Source organism: Jatrophihabitans telluris (assembly GCF_023516435.1).
Classification (GTDB): Bacteria; Actinomycetota; Actinomycetes; order Mycobacteriales; family Jatrophihabitantaceae; genus Jatrophihabitans_A; species Jatrophihabitans_A telluris.
Map to the genome: position 1 here is coordinate 4,067,035 of NZ_CP097332.1, position 15,496 is coordinate 4,082,530.

General features: G+C 67.7%; 15 protein-coding genes. 4 read left to right on the forward strand and 11 right to left on the reverse strand.

Annotation, left to right across the window (positions count from 1 at the left end):
• Positions 1-32: 32 nt before the first annotated feature.
• Positions 33-434: a DUF3151 domain-containing protein gene (locus tag M6D93_RS18775; protein WP_347343510.1), complete on the reverse strand. Its 402-nt coding sequence runs from the start codon at positions 432-434 to the stop codon at positions 33-35.
• A gap of 15 nt (positions 435-449) precedes the next feature.
• The gene (locus M6D93_RS18780) at positions 450-1,145 is read right to left on the reverse strand and encodes a TetR family transcriptional regulator (protein ID WP_249771671.1); all 696 of its coding nucleotides are present in this window, start codon (positions 1,143-1,145) and stop codon (positions 450-452) included.
• 67 nt (positions 1,146-1,212) lie between these two features.
• Between M6D93_RS18780 and M6D93_RS18785 the strand changes: the two genes are divergently transcribed.
• Positions 1,213-2,673, forward strand: a complete 1,461-nt coding sequence (locus M6D93_RS18785) for an MFS transporter (RefSeq protein WP_249771673.1) — start codon at positions 1,213-1,215, stop codon at positions 2,671-2,673.
• 122 nt (positions 2,674-2,795) lie between these two features.
• Here the strand turns inward: M6D93_RS18785 and fbaA are convergent, their stop codons facing one another.
• A complete protein-coding gene (fbaA, locus tag M6D93_RS18790; RefSeq protein WP_249771675.1) occupies positions 2,796-3,824 on the reverse strand; it encodes a class II fructose-bisphosphate aldolase in 1,029 nt (342 codons plus the stop codon).
• Between the two features lie 129 nt (positions 3,825-3,953).
• Between fbaA and M6D93_RS18795 the strand changes: the two genes are divergently transcribed.
• A complete protein-coding gene (locus M6D93_RS18795; protein WP_249771677.1) occupies positions 3,954-5,015 on the forward strand; it encodes an NAD-dependent epimerase/dehydratase family protein in 1,062 nt (353 codons plus the stop codon).
• A gap of 48 nt (positions 5,016-5,063) precedes the next feature.
• On the opposite strand, the gene M6D93_RS18800 is transcribed toward M6D93_RS18795, so the two are convergent.
• The 5 genes from M6D93_RS18800 to M6D93_RS18820 all read right to left on the reverse strand — a co-directional run bounded on the left by M6D93_RS18800 (position 5,064) and on the right by M6D93_RS18820 (position 10,628).
• Positions 5,064-7,319, reverse strand: a complete 2,256-nt coding sequence (locus M6D93_RS18800; RefSeq protein ID WP_249771679.1) for a DUF7507 domain-containing protein — start codon at positions 7,317-7,319, stop codon at positions 5,064-5,066.
• A 147-nt stretch (positions 7,320-7,466) separates the two neighbouring features.
• On the reverse strand, positions 7,467-7,688 hold the full coding sequence (locus tag M6D93_RS18805) for a ferredoxin (RefSeq protein WP_249771681.1): 222 nt from the start codon (positions 7,686-7,688) through the stop codon (positions 7,467-7,469).
• The gene (locus M6D93_RS18810) at positions 7,685-9,013 is read right to left on the reverse strand and encodes an NADH-ubiquinone oxidoreductase-F iron-sulfur binding region domain-containing protein (protein ID WP_249771683.1); all 1,329 of its coding nucleotides are present in this window, start codon (positions 9,011-9,013) and stop codon (positions 7,685-7,687) included. Before M6D93_RS18810 ends, M6D93_RS18805 begins: the two co-directional genes overlap by 4 nt.
• A 23-nt stretch (positions 9,014-9,036) precedes the next feature.
• On the reverse strand, positions 9,037-9,657 hold the full coding sequence (locus tag M6D93_RS18815; RefSeq protein WP_249771684.1) for a ferric reductase-like transmembrane domain-containing protein: 621 nt from the start codon (positions 9,655-9,657) through the stop codon (positions 9,037-9,039).
• Positions 9,651-10,628, reverse strand: coding sequence for an FAD:protein FMN transferase (locus M6D93_RS18820; protein ID WP_249771686.1), 978 nt, complete (start codon positions 10,626-10,628; stop codon positions 9,651-9,653). Before M6D93_RS18820 ends, M6D93_RS18815 begins: the two co-directional genes overlap by 7 nt.
• A gap of 63 nt (positions 10,629-10,691) precedes the next feature.
• Here M6D93_RS18820 and M6D93_RS18825 point away from each other — a divergent pair, with 63 nt between their 5' ends.
• Both M6D93_RS18825 and M6D93_RS18830 read left to right on the forward strand, forming a co-directional pair.
• Entirely contained in the window at positions 10,692-11,060 is a 369-nt protein-coding gene (locus tag M6D93_RS18825) for a hypothetical protein (RefSeq protein WP_249771688.1), read from the forward strand.
• 103 nt (positions 11,061-11,163) lie between these two features.
• Entirely contained in the window at positions 11,164-11,844 is a 681-nt protein-coding gene (locus M6D93_RS18830; RefSeq protein ID WP_249771690.1) for a DedA family protein, read from the forward strand.
• A 102-nt stretch (positions 11,845-11,946) separates the two neighbouring features.
• Here M6D93_RS18830 and pgi read toward each other — a convergent pair whose 3' ends face one another.
• From pgi to M6D93_RS18845, 3 genes are all read right to left on the reverse strand, one after another.
• The gene (gene pgi, locus M6D93_RS18835; protein WP_249771692.1) at positions 11,947-13,584 is read right to left on the reverse strand and encodes a glucose-6-phosphate isomerase; all 1,638 of its coding nucleotides are present in this window, start codon (positions 13,582-13,584) and stop codon (positions 11,947-11,949) included.
• Between the two features lie 96 nt (positions 13,585-13,680).
• Positions 13,681-14,415: a TIGR00266 family protein gene (locus M6D93_RS18840; protein WP_249771694.1), complete on the reverse strand. Its 735-nt coding sequence runs from the start codon at positions 14,413-14,415 to the stop codon at positions 13,681-13,683.
• Positions 14,416-14,685: 270 nt separating this feature from the next.
• Positions 14,686-15,477 (reverse strand): SCO6745 family protein, encoded by a 792-nt coding sequence (locus tag M6D93_RS18845; RefSeq protein ID WP_430667248.1) that lies wholly within the window; start codon positions 15,475-15,477, stop codon positions 14,686-14,688.
• Between the last annotated feature and the right edge of the window lie 19 nt (positions 15,478-15,496).

Genomic DNA, 15,496 nt, shown 5'->3' on the forward strand with positions numbered 1-15,496 from the left:
AGACCCGTTGAGGTTGCCCTCGTTGCGCGGGCCTACTTCAGGTGGTCGGCGGCCGTCGGGTCGCAGTCGTCGACGAATTTCGCACATCGCTGGGCCTCGTCCGTCTCACCGATGGCCGCCGCGGCCAGCGACAGGGCGAAAAGCGCCCGCAGAAAGCCACGGTTCGGTTCGTGCGACCACGGGACGGGACCTGTGCCTCGCCAACCGGCACGGCGCAGCGAGTCCAGTCCTCGGTGGTAGCCGGTGCGAGCGTAGGCGTACCCCTCGACGGTGAATCCCCGTCCCAGGGCCTCCTCGGCCAGCGTGGCCCACGCCAGCGACGAGGACGGGTGTTGGGAGGCCACCTGCACCGGATCGCCACCCTCGGCCAGCTGAGCGGCGGCGGGGTCCTCGGGCAGTTTGGTCGGGGGTGCGAGCAGATCCATGGGTGCCATTATCCGCCGGGCGCCCTAGACCAGGGACAGCTGGGCGTGCCGGGAGCAGACGCCGGCCAGGAAGAGGTCGATTCCGTATCCGAAATAGCTGTCGTCGTCCTCGCAGGCAGTGAGCGCGCCGACGCTCTCGATGACCCGCGGGTAGCGCTCAGCGGGGAGCTGGGAGATGGTGCGGCGCTTGTCGGCCAGCACCTGGTCCCGTTGCTGAGTGGCGACGGTGAACTCCCCACCGGGCTGGCCCGCAACGAGCATCATCACCGTCTGCAGAGCGGTCCGGGCGATGTCCGCACTTTCCTGCGTCGAGAAGCCCGCGTCGACCAGCAGTTGCAGGGTGAGTTCGGTCAGCGCGAGGCCGGAGGCGCATTGCAGGATGCGCGGCATGGCCAGTGACGACGAGGCCGGATGGCGACGAAGCGTGTCCACCAAGGCGTCGAGGACGCGCCTGAGCCGCTTGTCCCACTGCTCCCCCGGGTCGGACAGGGGACCGAGTTCGATGCGGTCGTAGAAGGCGTCGCCCATGGCGGCCAGTAGCGCTTCCTTGTTCTCGAAGTGCCAGTAGAGCGCCATGGGGGTGACCCCGAACTCGCTGGCCAGGCGCCGGATCGTGATGGCGTCCAGGGATTCGAGATCGGCAATGGCCAGGGCTCGCTCGACGAGCTGGCCCCGGTCGAGGTTCGGAGCGGCCTTCTTCGGTGAGGTTCGCGTCGCCATGTTGACAACTATACAAGGTAGAGGGTTTCCTATACGACGTACATGTATCCCGTATAGGAGTGAACCGATGGAGCGAGCACGAGCACGCTGGACCTTGACCGCGGTGGCGCTGGCCACCTTCATGACCTACCTCGACAACAACATCGTGAACGTGGCGATGCCGGCCATCGAGCGCGACCTGCACCTGAGCATCTCCGGCCTTGAATGGGTCGTGAGCGCCTACATCCTGGTGTTCGCCAGCCTCCTGCTTGCCGGCGGCCGGCTGGCAGACGTCTTCGGCCGGCGCCGGTTGTTCCTCATCGGCCTGACCATCTTCACCGGCGCCTCACTCATCGCGGGGCTGTCCGGCAACGTCGAGACCCTGATCGCGAGCCGCGCCGTGCAGGGCCTGGGCGCCGCGCTGGTCACGCCGACCACCCTCGCGATCATCTCCGCCACCTTCACTGAGACCCGCCAACGAGCCGCGGCAGTCGGGATCTGGAGCGGTGTCGGCGCCCTCGCGTTGGCAGTCGGCCCGCTGCTCGGTGGCCTGCTCAGCCAGCACGCCAACTGGGGATGGATCTTCTACATCAACGTTCCCGTGGGCATCGCCACCCTCGCGCTCGGCGCTTGGGCCATCACTGAGTCCTCCGCCGCCGACGCCCCGACACGCATAGATCTGCCCGGTGTTCTCACCTCTGCCGGCGCTCTGCTCGCCCTGACCTGGGCGCTCATCGAGGGCGGCTCGCACGGGTGGACGTCCGGGCTCATTCTCGGCGCGTTCACGGTGTCCGCGGTTCTGGGGGCGGTGTTCGTCCGGCTCGAACTGAGCAGTTCAGCGCCGATGGTCGCGCTGAGCCTGTTCCGCGAGCGGGTCTTCTCCGGCGGTCTGGTCGCGCTGGTGATGTGGGGCTTCGGGCTGTTCGGGATCTACTTCTTCACGAGCCTGTACCTGCAGAGCGTCCTCGGCTTCTCAGCGACGAAGGCCGGCACCGCGTTCGTGCCGATGGCGTTGCTGATGGCGGTCGGGGCAACGGTCTCCGAACGCATCACCCACCGCCTCGGGGCACACCGCGTCGTCGGTGTCGCGATGCTGCTCATGGCCGCCGGGATCGCGTCGGTCAGCCTGCTGGGCGCCGGGGCGGGCTTCGCGGACCTGATGCCCAGCTTCGCCGTGATCGGCATCGGCGGTGGGCTCACCGTCCCGCTGACCGCGAGCGTCCTGGAGGCCATGCCACGCTCGGAAGCCGGCGTCGCCTCGGGCATCTTCAATGCGTCCCGCGAGGTGGCGGGATTGCTGGGGATCACCGTGATCGGCGCGATCCTGACCGCTCGCCAGTCCCATGAATTGCGGCTTGGGACGGCTCCGGTGGACGCGTTCCTGTCCGGCTACCGGCTCGGGCTGCTCGTGGCCGCCGGGCTGGTCGCTCTGGGAGGCCTCGCCGCCTTCGTCGGTCTGCGGCCGGGCTCCTCAGCCTCATCGCCGGACGGTGGACAGGCCCAGGCGACCCAGGCGGACACGCCGGAGCCCGTGCTCATCCCCGCCTGATCGCCCCACACCCGTCCCCACCCCCCCACCCCCCCGTTTTCGCGGCCCGAATACTCAATTTCAGCGTCAAATCTGAGTATTCGGGCCGCGAAAGCGGGAACGCGGGGGGCGGCGGGCGGGGGTCAGGCGTGGGTTCCGGAGCTGCCGAGGTTTTCGCAGGCCTCGACGACGCGGGCGGACATGCCGGTCTCGGCCGCCTTGAGGTAGGACCGCGGGTCGTAGGCCTTCTTGTTGCCGACCTCCCCGTCGATCTTGAGGACGCCGTCGAAGTTGGCGAACATGTGCCCGGCGATCGGACGGGTGAAGGCGTACTGGGTGTCGGTGTCCACGTTCATCTTCACGACTCCGTAGGACACCGCCTCGGCGATCTCGGACGCCAGGGAGCCGGATCCGCCATGGAAGACCAGGTCGAACGGCTTGGCTCCGGGCGCCAGGCCTAGCTTGGCGGCCGCGGCCTCCTGCCCCTTCTTCAGCACCTCCGGACGCAGCTTCACGTTGCCGGGCTTGTAGACACCGTGAACATTGCCGAAGGTCGCGGCGAGGATGTAACGGCCCTTCTCCCCGTCCCCCAAGGCATCGAGAGTCTGCAGGAAGTCGGCGTCGGTCGTATAGAGCTTGTCGTTGATCTCGCCGACGACGCCGTCCTCCTCGCCGCCGACCACACCGATCTCCAGTTCCAGGATGATCTTGGCCGCGGCCGCTTTGGCCAGCAGCTCCTGGGCGATCTGCAGGTTCTCGTCCAGACCGATCGCCGAGCCGTCCCACATGTGGGACTGGAACAGCGGGTTCTGGCCGGCCTCGACGCGCTTGCGGGAGATCTCCAGCAGCGGCCGGACGTAGCCGTCGAGCTTGTCCTTGGGGCAATGGTCGGTGTGCAGAGCGACGTTGATCGAATACTTCTCCGCGACCACGTGGGCGAACTCGGCCAGGGCGACGGCTCCGGTCACCATGTCCTTGACCGCGAGGCCGGAGGCGAACTCGGCGCCGCCGGTGGAGACCTGGATGATGCCGTCACTGCCGGCATCGGCGAAGCCCTTCAGCGCGGCGTTGACGGTCTCCGACGACGTGCAGTTGATCGCCGGATAGGCAAAGCCTTCGGCCTTGGCCCGGTCGAGCATGTCGGCGTAGATCTCAGGGGTTGCGATGGGCATGGAGGTCTCCGTCGGTTCAAATAGGTGTCGCGAGGGATGACGATCTGGTGGCGAGTATTGCACTGCCCCTCGGTGCGCCCGCAGCGAACACGGCTTGCCGTGATGTCGAGCCGGTGATCTGGTTGCTCGATGGACGTTCTGGTACTGGGCGGCACGGTTTTCCTGTCCCGGGCGATGGCCGAGACGGCCGTTGCGCGGGGTCACACGGTCACTGTCTTCAATCGAGGCCGGACGGGCACCCCGGTGGACGGCGTCGAGACCGTCACCGGTGACCGCGGCATCGACACAGACCTGCGCCAGCTGGCCGGACGCCACTTCGATCTGGTGTTCGACACTGCCTACGATCCCGACCACGCCCGCGCCAGCGCTACGGTCCTCGAACCCACGGCGGGCCACTACGCCTACGTGTCCTCGATCAACGCCTACCCCGGCTGGCCTGAAGACGTCGACTACCACTCTCGCGCTGAGTGGGACGCGCCCGCCGACGCGGACGAACCCGCCGGGCTCGAGCCGAATGAGGTGTACGGGTGGCGCAAGGTCAAAGCCGAGAACACGGTCCGCCGCATCTTCGGCCAGGCACGGGTCACCGCGCTTCGGGCGGGATGCATCGTCGGACCCCACGACGGCGTCGGGCGATTGCCCTGGTGGCTGCACCGGGTTGCGCGGGGTGGCGAGGTCCTCGTTCCCGGCCGTCCGACCGCGACCCTTCGGCTGATCGACGCCCGCGACATCGCCGAGTTCGCGCTCCTGCGGGCGGCCGGCGTTTTCGAAGTAACCGGTCCGGCGGATCAGATCAGCTGGGACGAGCTGCTGGCCGGAGCCAAGGAAGTCACCGGCTCCGACGCCACGTTCACCTGGATCGACGATGTGGCACTGGCCGGCAAGGTCGAGGCGTGGACGGAGATCCCGCTGTGGGTGCCACCGGCCGAAGCCCCGAGCTTGTGGGCGCACGACACTGCGCAGGCTGAGGCGGCCGGCCTGTCCACCCGTCCGATCACGCAGACGTTGCGGGATGTCTGGGCGTGGATGCAAAGCGTCGAAGGCGGCTGGCGACCGTCAGCGCGCACCCCTGGACTGGACGCGGTCAAGGAACGGGAACTTCTCGCGGAGCTCGCGAGGGCGGCGGATGTGGCACCGGCGGGTGTGGCGCCGGCCCTAAGCGCACTGCGCGGCCCGAAACGTCCAGGCTAACGGGGGAAGCTGGCGTTTCGGACCGCGCAATGCTGATTCAGATGGGCATCAGTCGCCGGTCCGTGTCCTACGACGGCGAGCAAGGACCAGCAGGAATCCGCCAGCGGCCAGTAGCACAGCTGCCGAAGCGGCGAGGGTTCGTGCTGCCGATCCCGTCCAGGCCAGCGACCCGGATCCGGTCGCGGGGTGGCCGTGGTGCCCGGAGTCGGTGCCTGTGCCGCTACCGGTGCCGGTGCCAGTGCCAGTGCCAGTGCCAGTGCCAGTGACGCTCGCGTCTGCGACGAGGATCTTCAGCGTCGACGGCTTCGAGGTGACCGGCTGGGCCGTCCCGGGTGGCGTGCCTTGCGCAACCGCGGTGTCCTTGACCGAGCCGTGGTCGAGGTCGGCCTGCTGGACGGTGTAGGTCGCGGTGCAGGTCTCCGACTCACCCGAAGCGAGCGACGTCTGCGGGCAGGCGATCACCGACAACGACCCATCCAGGGCCGGCGACACCTGCGAATCGGTCACCGTGATGTTCGACATCGTCAGAGGACCGGTGTTGGTCACCAAGAACTCGTAGGGAACTTGCTGGCCGACCGACGTGATGCTCGTCGTGGACGAGGACTTCACCACCGTCAATCCCGAATCGGTCAACGGTGTCACCGTCGGCGTGTACGTCGTCGTCGCCGGAGTGCCGTTCTTGTCCTGCTGCGTCACCGTGATCGGCGGTGCCGTCCCGATGAACGCCGGGTCGGGCGTGAAGATGATCGTGCCCGGGTTCACCGGGTCCTTGACGTAACTACCGATCGGTGTGCCGTCCTTGCTGACACTGATCGAGCCATCCGGGTTCGGCGTGTAGGAAACACCAGCATCCGGGCTGGAGGGAACACCGATCGAGGTCGTCGAGGGATCCATCGGCGCCGACGGGTCACCTGGGGTGAACGTCGGCGTACCCGACTGCGGCTGACCCTGCGGACCGGTCGAGGTCGCCGGACTCGCCGTCGGCACGATCGGTGTATTCGTGAACGTACACATCACGTCCGACTCGGCATTGTCCGTAGGCATGGTGAACGTTCCGGACGTCCCGGCACCGGAACCAAGCGGCGCGTTATTGTTCGCGCTGTCAACGCAGACCCACGACGCCGTGTAAGCAGCAAGATTTGCTCCACTCGCACCGGTCTCGCTGACGGTGTACGTCGTCCCACCAAGCCCGAGTGACGGGCCAGCGATCTCGGCATCGCTGTCGGCCTGCAGGCCGCTGTCGGTACCTTCGGTCGTTCCGATGTTCTCGCTCTGGATACCGCCGCCGGTGATGGTCATGGTGAACTGATCGGCCGTTGCGGCACGCCCGCTCGGAAGATCCTTCTCGGCCGAAATCAACTTCGGATAGGAACACGTACCAAGATCGACCGCACCAGGGCTCAACGGGAACCCGTCCGTGTTTGAAACCGATCCGTCGGCAGGACTGACGCTGAGCACAACCCCGTCCCCTTGAACGGCCTGTCCTTTCACCGTTCCCGTGACGGTGATGGCGAGGCGGCCGTTGCCGTCGAAGGCAATGCCGTTGTACGCGCCACCTTCGTCGGGCATCATGGCGATTTGCCTCGGCGCCAGCACTGTCGTACCGGCCGTAGTGGGCATTGGCGCGCGGTAGCGGACCAAGGGGCCGGGCGGGTAGGTGAGGTCGGTGGGGCTGGCCACGTACCCATTGCTTACAGCGTAGAGGTTTCCCCGGGGGTCGAAGGCGATGTCACCGTTGCTGTAGAGCCCAGCCAAACTGCCGACCTGCCCGATGAAGGTGTCGGTGTTGGTGTCGAATCCGTAGAGCGGCCACGGCACGGGATCTGTCGTGTTTCGGTCATCCGCATGGTTCCCGGCCTGCGCGAGGTAGTAGATCCCGTTCGCCGGGTTCAAGGCTCCGCCAACAATGCCTCCACCGGCGGCGGGATCGATAGCAATCGGGAAGTCCGTGCTGGTGCCCGCCTGAATGTCGTACCGGTGCACGCTGCCGGCGCCGAAATACCATGCGTACTGGCCACCGCCGGAGGGCAACGCCAGCGCATTGTTAGCCGAACGCACTGCGTTCGCGATCTGACCCACCGTCGTGTAGGCACCGGTGCTGGAGTCGATTTGATAGAACGCACCGTCGACGCTCAGCGCGTACACGGTATTTCCGCCACAGAGAAAGGCCGGTGTATCGGCGTGCGCCTTCGCAGGCCGAAATACGGAAAGCACCGTGAGCGCCATCAAAAACACCGCGATCAACACGAGGTAGCGGCGCCTGAACGCCTCGACCGCGATCGCGAACGCACGACGGTTTTCCATAATTGTTGCTCCCCTGGCTGAGTGGGGGGCCGGAGCCCAGGGCAAACGGGAGCGCGGGGGGCGCTCCCTCTGCTACCTGGACGGACCACTCGCGGGGCTGTGTCGCAGAACCTCACACCGAATTTCTAGGAGCCAAAAACCGCGTGGCTAGCCTTCGACCGAAAGCCGCAGCGCCAAGGCGGGACAGACGCTGACCGCACGGCGGACGTCGCCACCCGACTGCTCGGTCAACCGCCGCTCATCGATAACCGGATAGCCCCAATCGTCGAGGGAAATCGCATCCGGCAGCAAGGCCGCACACAAGCCGTGCCCATCGCAACGGCTCCAGTCGATGGTCAGCCCGGTCGGCGTCGAGGAAGGGGACCTCATCGGCCTTTCCTTCCAGCGGCGATGCGGAACGCGGCAGCCCGCGACAGGGGCAGGTCGCCGGCGTCGACGCGTCCGCACCCGCCGAGCTGGCGGTGCCGGGCAACCTCGTCAGCCAATACCCGCAGGCCGCTCAGCACGAACCTGGAGGCCCCGTCCGGATGAGCGCAAGCACCACGCCCGCGTACCAGGGAGGCGTGCCTGGTAGCGAGAGTCGCGTCCGTTCGCCCAGCCGTCAGCGCGGTGAGATCGTCCACCAACGCGGGGAGCCCGAACGCACACGGTCCGCACTGCCGAGCCGACTGGCCGGCCAGCCATTGAGCGACCCGGGTCAGCTCGGCGAGGCCGCAGGTGTGCTCACCGAGGAAGGTCAGCGCGCCGGCGCCGAGGGTGCCGCCAGCCGCGGCGAGCTCCACACGCCCCAGCACCAGGGCGGGGTCCGCGTCCAGCCACGCGCCGTGGAACCCACCGACGACGACCGCCTGGCTGCGAGCGGCGCCGACCACCTCGGCCACCGCCCCCACGCTGATCCCGTGCGGCACTTCGAGCACCGCCGGACGGGCCACCGCGCCGGTCACGGTCAGCAAGGTCGTACCAGGCTCGTTTGCCGTTCCCTGCGCGGCGAACGCGGGTGCCCCGACCCGAACCAGGCGTGCAAGCTGGGCGTAGGTCTCAGCGTTGGACAGCAGCGTCGGCCGCCCATCGACGCCGCGAACGGTGGGGATCACGCGCCGCCCCGGCGGCAACGCAGGCTCGCCATTCAATCCGGCGACGAGGGCACGGGCCTCACCGCTGACGAAGTGATCCGGCAGCGTGTGCAGCTCGAACCGGCCTGCGTCCGGACGTCCGCGCAGCGCCTGGCTCAGTCGTACGCGGAGACTGACGTCGGTGACGGCGACGACGATTCGGTCCGCGCCGATGGCCTCGGCGACGATCGCGGCGCCGTCGAGAACCAGGTGCGGCACGGAGCCGAGCAACAACAAGTCCTTCGCACTGGACGGCTCACCCTCACACCCGTTGACCACCACCACCGGACGCCGGCCGCCCTGCGGGTTGCTGAGGGAACGCAGCTTGCGCGCCAACGGAAACGCGGCACCTCCGCGGCCGACCAGAGATACCTGGTCGAGCAGGTCCAGCAGCTGCGCGGTGCTCGGCGAACCGAATGCCTCGTGCTCGGCGAGGTGTTGCCGGTAGTCAGTGAGGTCGCGGCGGTCGATTCCGCGCAGCAGCTGGGGCTGTCCGAGCCAGCCCACCGGAATGGCCCCACTGTCGAACTGAGCCGCGGCGCCCGACGACGCCACCGGGGCAGGATCAAGCACGGCGGTCATGAACAGCTCCTCTTCTCGCAGGGTCATACGGAAACGTGGTGGTGGGCCCGAGCGGGTCGGGACGTCAAGGCGGCTGGTGCGATCGTGCTCCGGCGCCCGAGCTGCGGACGGTCGGACAACCGCGCCAGCACACCGGCCGCGACGACCGAGCTGCCGGCGACCAGGACGGCGCGAGCCCACCAGGTTCCCGAGTCGCTGCCGGTGAACAGGAAGTGTCCGGCCGTCAGGACCCACGCCACGTAGGACAGCAGGTGGACACCACGCCAGGCCCGGACCCCTTTAGCCGACTGAGCAAATCTCGATCGCAACGCTCCGGTGACCGATACGGCGACCAGTAGATACAGACCGAGAACGCCCAGGCTCACCGGCCACGGCCGGTAGCCGGACGTCATCGGGACCAAGGCGCCGATCCAGCCGACCCGGGCGTAGGAATCGGCGAGAATGAAGGCGATGTGGGCGATCAGCAGCGTTACGCCGGACAGTGCCGCCGCACGGTGCACGTACTGCAGCACGATTCTTCTGGACAGGGCACCCCGTCCCGGCATCGAGGTACGCCTGGCCGCGAATGCGCCGAGACCGGTGGCCACACTCAACGCAGCGAATGCCGCCAGACCCGCGCCTCGAGCCAGGTACCAGGTCAGCACGGCCAGCCACCGATCGTGACGACCGACCCCTCGCGGTCGATCAGGCGCGCAGCGACGCCCTGACCGGCCAGCCAGGCCAGCGCTTCGTCGCCGAGGACGAGGGCCGAGGTTGAACAGGTGTTGGCGTGCACGGCCGATTCGGCAGCGACCGTCGCCGTTCGCCAGCGTCCGGAGACCGGGTTACCCGTCGCAGGATGGACGATATGGCTGACCTCGCGCCCCGCCCGTGTCCAGCGCCGAATCGTGGTGGTCGAGGTCGCCAGGCCACCGGCCCCGAGAGTGACCTGCTGACCGGGCGCATCGACCCGCTCGCCGACCCGTACCTGCCAGTCACGTTTGGTCCCGGCGACGGCCAGGTCTCCGCCGATCTCGACGAGCACGCTGCACCCGTACCGGTCCCGCAGATCGGCCGCGGCCCAGTCGGCGGCCTGCGCCTTCGCGCTCGCGCCGAGATCCAGCGACACACCCGGAGGCACGGTCAGCAGGCCGCTGAACGGGTCGAGCCGGACGTCGCCCCAATCCGTTCGACGCCGGTCCACGGTGGTCGCCGTGGCACTGATCCGGCCGGCGCGCATAGCCAGCGAGGGCCGTGCGGCGACCTCGTCGGAGGAGTCCATCACGAAGTGGATGTCCCGGTCGTAGCCCAGCCGGACGAGGTCACGTCCCACGGTGGGATCAAGAGCCCCATCGGAGCGCCGCGCCTCGGTGAGCGCGGTCTCCATCAGATGCACCATCGTGCGGGAAATCGCCACCGGACGTCCGGCGTTGATGTTGGCCCAGTTGATCTCGGACTCGGTCAGGAACCGGCTTGCCGCCCGTTCGACCCGATTCATCAGGGCGCGCACGTCGTTGACCGCCGGCTCGAGAGCCTTCGCGTCGGTGACGACGACGCGGACGAGGCAACTCCAGTCGCTCCAGGTGGCGGTCGGCAGGCTCGCCTGCGGGACCCTGGAAATCACCGATGCAGTCATGATCCGTTGCTCCCGCCGTTGGTCTGCTGATTGCTGTTGCCGCTGGACACCGATGAACCGCCCGTGGACGCCGCCCCGGTGCTGGTCGAGCCCGTACTGGTCGAGCCCGTGCTGGTCGACCCCGTGCTGGTCGAGCCGGTGCTGGTCGAGCCGGTGCTGGTCGAGCTCGATGCGCTGGCGGACCCGGTGGCCGTGTCGCTGGGGCTGCTGCTCGTGGGAGCCGCGCTCGAGGTCGTACCGGAGGTCGTGCCCGTCGTCGATGCTCCCGATCCGCTGGCATTCTGGGTCGCGGCGGCCTGTTCCACGAACAAGCCGAACGCGGCCGCACTGGCGGCAATGACGCCACCGATGGCCAGCTTGATGCGCCGGTTGAGCGAGACTGGGGAGTGTCCGGAGTTGTTCATGGCTCAACTGTCCGACGATGTCTTCTGACGAGTCTTCGAGCTTGCTGTACGAATTCTGTGGATGCGGCGTTCTCAGCAGATTCTGCGGTTCACATCAGACTCGAAGAATCGGCTCCGTAGACTCAGACCACATGACGACGCCCCAGTACGCCGCCGAACTGTTGCACGCGCAGTCTCACCAGATCCTGGCCAGTCCACTGTCGCCAGATCATTTGATCGGGACGTACGGCCTGGCGGGCCTGCTCATCATCATCTTCGCCGAGTGCGGGCTGCTCATCGGCTTCTTCCTGCCCGGGGACACCCTGCTGTTCTCGGCTGGTGTCCTGATCGCGGTCAACGACCCGAAGATCAACACGCCATCACTCGGGGTGCTGCTCGTGACCCTGCCGATCGCGGCGATCCTGGGCAATATCGTCGGGTATTGGATCGGCGCCAAGGCCGGCCCCGCCGTCTTCGATCGTCCTCGTTCACGGCTGTTCAAGCCTGAATACGTCACGCGGTCGCAGGCCTTCTTCGACCGCTACGGCGCCGGGACGATCCTGCTCGCTCGCTTCGTCCCGATCGTGCGGACCGTGGCCACCGTCATGGCCGGTGTTTCCCGAATGCGCTACTCGATCTACGTGCTGTTCTCCGTGATCGGAGGCATCGTCTGGACCTGTGGCGTCCTGCTGCTCGGCTACTGGCTGGGTCACATCGAGTTCGTGCGCAAGAACATCGAACCGCGCATCGACATCATCCTGCTGGCCGTCGTCGTCCTGTCCGTCCTGCCGACGCTGATCCACCTGGTGCGCAGCCGCCGCCGTCCCGCCTAACGCACCGCTCCCCCGCCTCCCCGGCCTCCCGGGCTTTCGCGGCCCGAATACTCAGAATCTGGCCTCAGAACGAGAATTCCGGCCGCGAAAGCCGTCAAAGGCTCAGGCGGGGCGGGCGGCGCGGTACCGGTGGATGAGTTCGTTGGTGGACGAATCGTGGTGCAACTGCGGCTCGGCGGTGTCCTGCAACTCGGGGATCACCCGCTGGGCCAGCACCTTGCCCAGCTCAACGCCCCACTGGTCGAAGGAATCCAGCGACCACACGACGCCCTGGGTGAAGACGCTGTGCTCGTACAGGGCGATCAACTGACCGAGGGTGTACGGCGTCAGGCTGTCCACCATCAGGGTCGAGGACGGGTGGTTGCCCTCGAAGACCTTGAACGGAACGAGGGATTCGTCCACCCCCTCCTTGAGCACCTCCGCTGCGGTCTTGCCGAAGGCCAACGCCTCTGTCTGCGCAAACACGTTCGCCGTGAGGTAGTCGTGGTGCTCACCGACCGGGTTGAGCGTGTGCCAGAAGCCGATGAAGTCGGCCGGGATCGTCAGCGTCCCCTGGTGGATCAGCTGATAGAAAGAGTGCTGTCCGTTGGTGCCCGGCTCGCCCCAGTAGACCGGGCCCGTCGCGTAGTCCACGCGTGCCCCGTCGAGGGACACCGACTTGCCGTTGGACTCCATCGTCAGCTGTTGCAGGTAGGCCGGGAACCGGTTCAGGTACTGGTCGTAGGGCAGGACGGCCTGGGTCTGCGCGCCGAAGAAATCGGAGTACCAGACCGTCAGCAATCCCATCAGCGCGGGAATGTTCTCGCGCAAGGGCGCCGTGCGGAAATGCTCGTCGATGGAGTGGAAACCACCCAGCAACTGGCCGAATCCGTCCGGGCCGACCGCGATCATGGTCGAGAGCCCGATCGCGGAGTCCATCGAGTACCGGCCGCCGACCCAGTCCCAGAAGCCGAACATGTTGGCGGTGTCGATGCCGAACTCGGCGACCTTCTCCGCGTTGGTGGACACGGCCACGAAGTGCTTGGCCACCGGGCTGTTGTCCGACTCGCTGCCCAGCCCCGCCAGCAACCAGGACCGGGCGGTCGTGGCGTTGGTCATGGTTTCCAGGGTGGTGAAGGTCTTGGACGAGACGATGAACAGCGTCTCGGCCGGGTCCAGGTCCAGGGTCTTCTCGACGAAGTCGGTGCCGTCGACGTTGCTGACGAATCGGAAGGTCAGATCCCGCTGGCTGTAATGCTTCAAGGCCTCGTAGGCCATCACCGGCCCCAGGTCCGAGCCGCCGATACCGATGTTGACGAGGTTGCGAATTCGCCTTCCGGTGTGACCGGTCCACTCGCCTGAGCGGATCCGCTCGGCGAACGCGCCCATCCGGTCCAGAACCTCGTGGACGTCCGGCACGACGTCGTGCCCGTCCACGGAGATGTGGGCGTCCCGGGGGGCGCGCAACGCGGTGTGCAGGACCGCGCGGTCCTCGGTGATGTTGATGTGCTCACCGGAGAACATGGCAGCGCGGCGTCCGTCCAGATCCGATTCCTCGGCGAGCTTGATCAGCAGGTCGATCGTCTCCTCCGTCACCCGCTGCTTGGAGTAATCGAAGTACAGCCCCTCGAACTCGACCGCGAGGCGCGTGCCGCGCTCGGCGTCGGCGGCAAACAAGTCGCGCAGGTGCAGATCCTTCGCGCTCAGGTAGTGCGCGCTCAAGGCCTGGTAGGACGGGCGCTGCGGCAAGGGCTGGCTCATGGCTCACACTCCGGGCGTACTCGACTGATTCCAGCGCGACTGGTTTCCAACGCGGTCGTTCTTCGCTTGCAAAACCTACCCGGCGCTCGGACCGGCTCAGCGACCGAGCAGCCCACCGAGCCCGGCCGCGCCGCCCAGGCCCTCGCGCGGGTTGTTGCCCGGCGCGACGGAGGCGGCCCACTCGGCGAAGGCGTTGGGGTTGCGCGTCTGGAGCAGCACCCGACCCGGACCGACGAAGTCGAAGACGTAGCCCTCACCGGACTTCATGGACTGGAACGTCTTGCCCTCCACCGCGCGGCGCATCCGGAACTGGATGTGCAGGTCGTAGGCGACCACGTGACCGGTGTCGACCGTCACCACTTCGCCAGGCTGCAGGTCGAGGTAGTCGATGGCGCCGTAGACGTTCACCACGGCCAGGCCGTCACCGGTGGCGCGGAAGCCGAACCCGCCCTCGCCGCCGAACATGTTGGCCATCCCGCCCCACTGCGTGTCGATCTCGACACCGTACGAGTTGGCGATCCAGCTACCTCGGGTGATGTAGAACGGCCGGTCGGGCGAGATCGGAATGTAGGTGACGTCACCGGGCAGCACCCCCGCCACGTCGACCCAGCCACCCTGATCAGGTGCGGTGTAGGTCGTGATGAAGAACGATCCACCCCCCAGCGCGGCTCGCTTGAGACCCTTGAGGATGCCGCCCTCCGCCTTGGCCTGTAGCTGCATGCCGCCGCTGTGGGCGATCATCGCGCCACCCTCGACCCGCAGCGGCTCACCCGGAGCCAGTACGCATCGGGCCACGGTGAACGAGGGGTTGTGTCGAAGCTGTACCTGCATGGCGCCGAACCTATTACAGCGACGGCGACGGGGACAGGACCAGGCCGGATTTGCCGTCACCGATCGCCCACAACTTCACAGAGTCTGCTCAGGGCAGGGACAGCGCGGTCCCGGCCGCAGCTGGTGTAGTGAGGTTCCGGCCGGGCCGCACCACTCCCTCCTCCTCATGGAGCGGTCCGGCCGGAACCATGCCCTGCCGTGGCCCTGCCCTGCCGTTCGCGTGCCCTGCCCGGCCGAGATCCTCCCCCCAGCGGTACGGCGCGGCCAGCCTCAGGCGAAGATGCCGGGCGGAAAGGCCCCATTGCCGACCGCGGTGCGGGAGAACGCCTTACCGAGCTCGATGAATCGGTCCGTTCGTCCTTCGCCGAGGGTGCGCCAGAGCTTGGCCGCCATCCGGTCGGTCGCATGTTCGACGTCCGCGCGCAGCTGCACCCCGGATGAGGTGAGGGCGCCGTCGGCGGCGAGGATGCCCCGCTCCACCAGCCCGTCGGCCGCTGCCTGCCACTGCTCGTCCGACCAGCCGCGCAGCCGCTTGGCCGTCGGCTCGAGGAATCCCCGGCCGGTGGCCGTGTGCGTCAGAATCGCCTCGATCCCGGACAGTTCGGCGCCCAGCAGCGCCGCGAGGTGTCCGTCGCCGCGGTACTCCCGGATCAACGTCAGCGCGTGCCAGGTGACGGCGACCGGATCATCCGGCCAGCTCAAGGCGGCGTGGGCGGCGTAGAGGGGGCGTCCGGCGGGATCGAGATCGATGAGCGACGCGCGGGCCAACGCTCCGAACTCGGCGAACTCCGCACTCGCGTGCGCCTGCCCCAGCAGACGGCGCAGGGCGGCCGCGGCGCCCTCGAACCGGGCCGCGATGACCGCGGAGGGTTCGGCCAGGGTCCAGGCCCGCGGGATGTGTCGGGCCACGAGTTCGGGGTTGAAGTTGTAGAAGGTGGCCGCGGTGGTCGCCGGCGCCACCCGGCCCAGGGCGGCGGAGCGGCTGGCGAAGTAGGCCATCCGACCAGGGCGAAGACCGGTGGCGGTGAGCGCGGCCTCCATCTCGGCGGCGAAGTAGCCCATCGCGTGCAGGGGTTCGGCG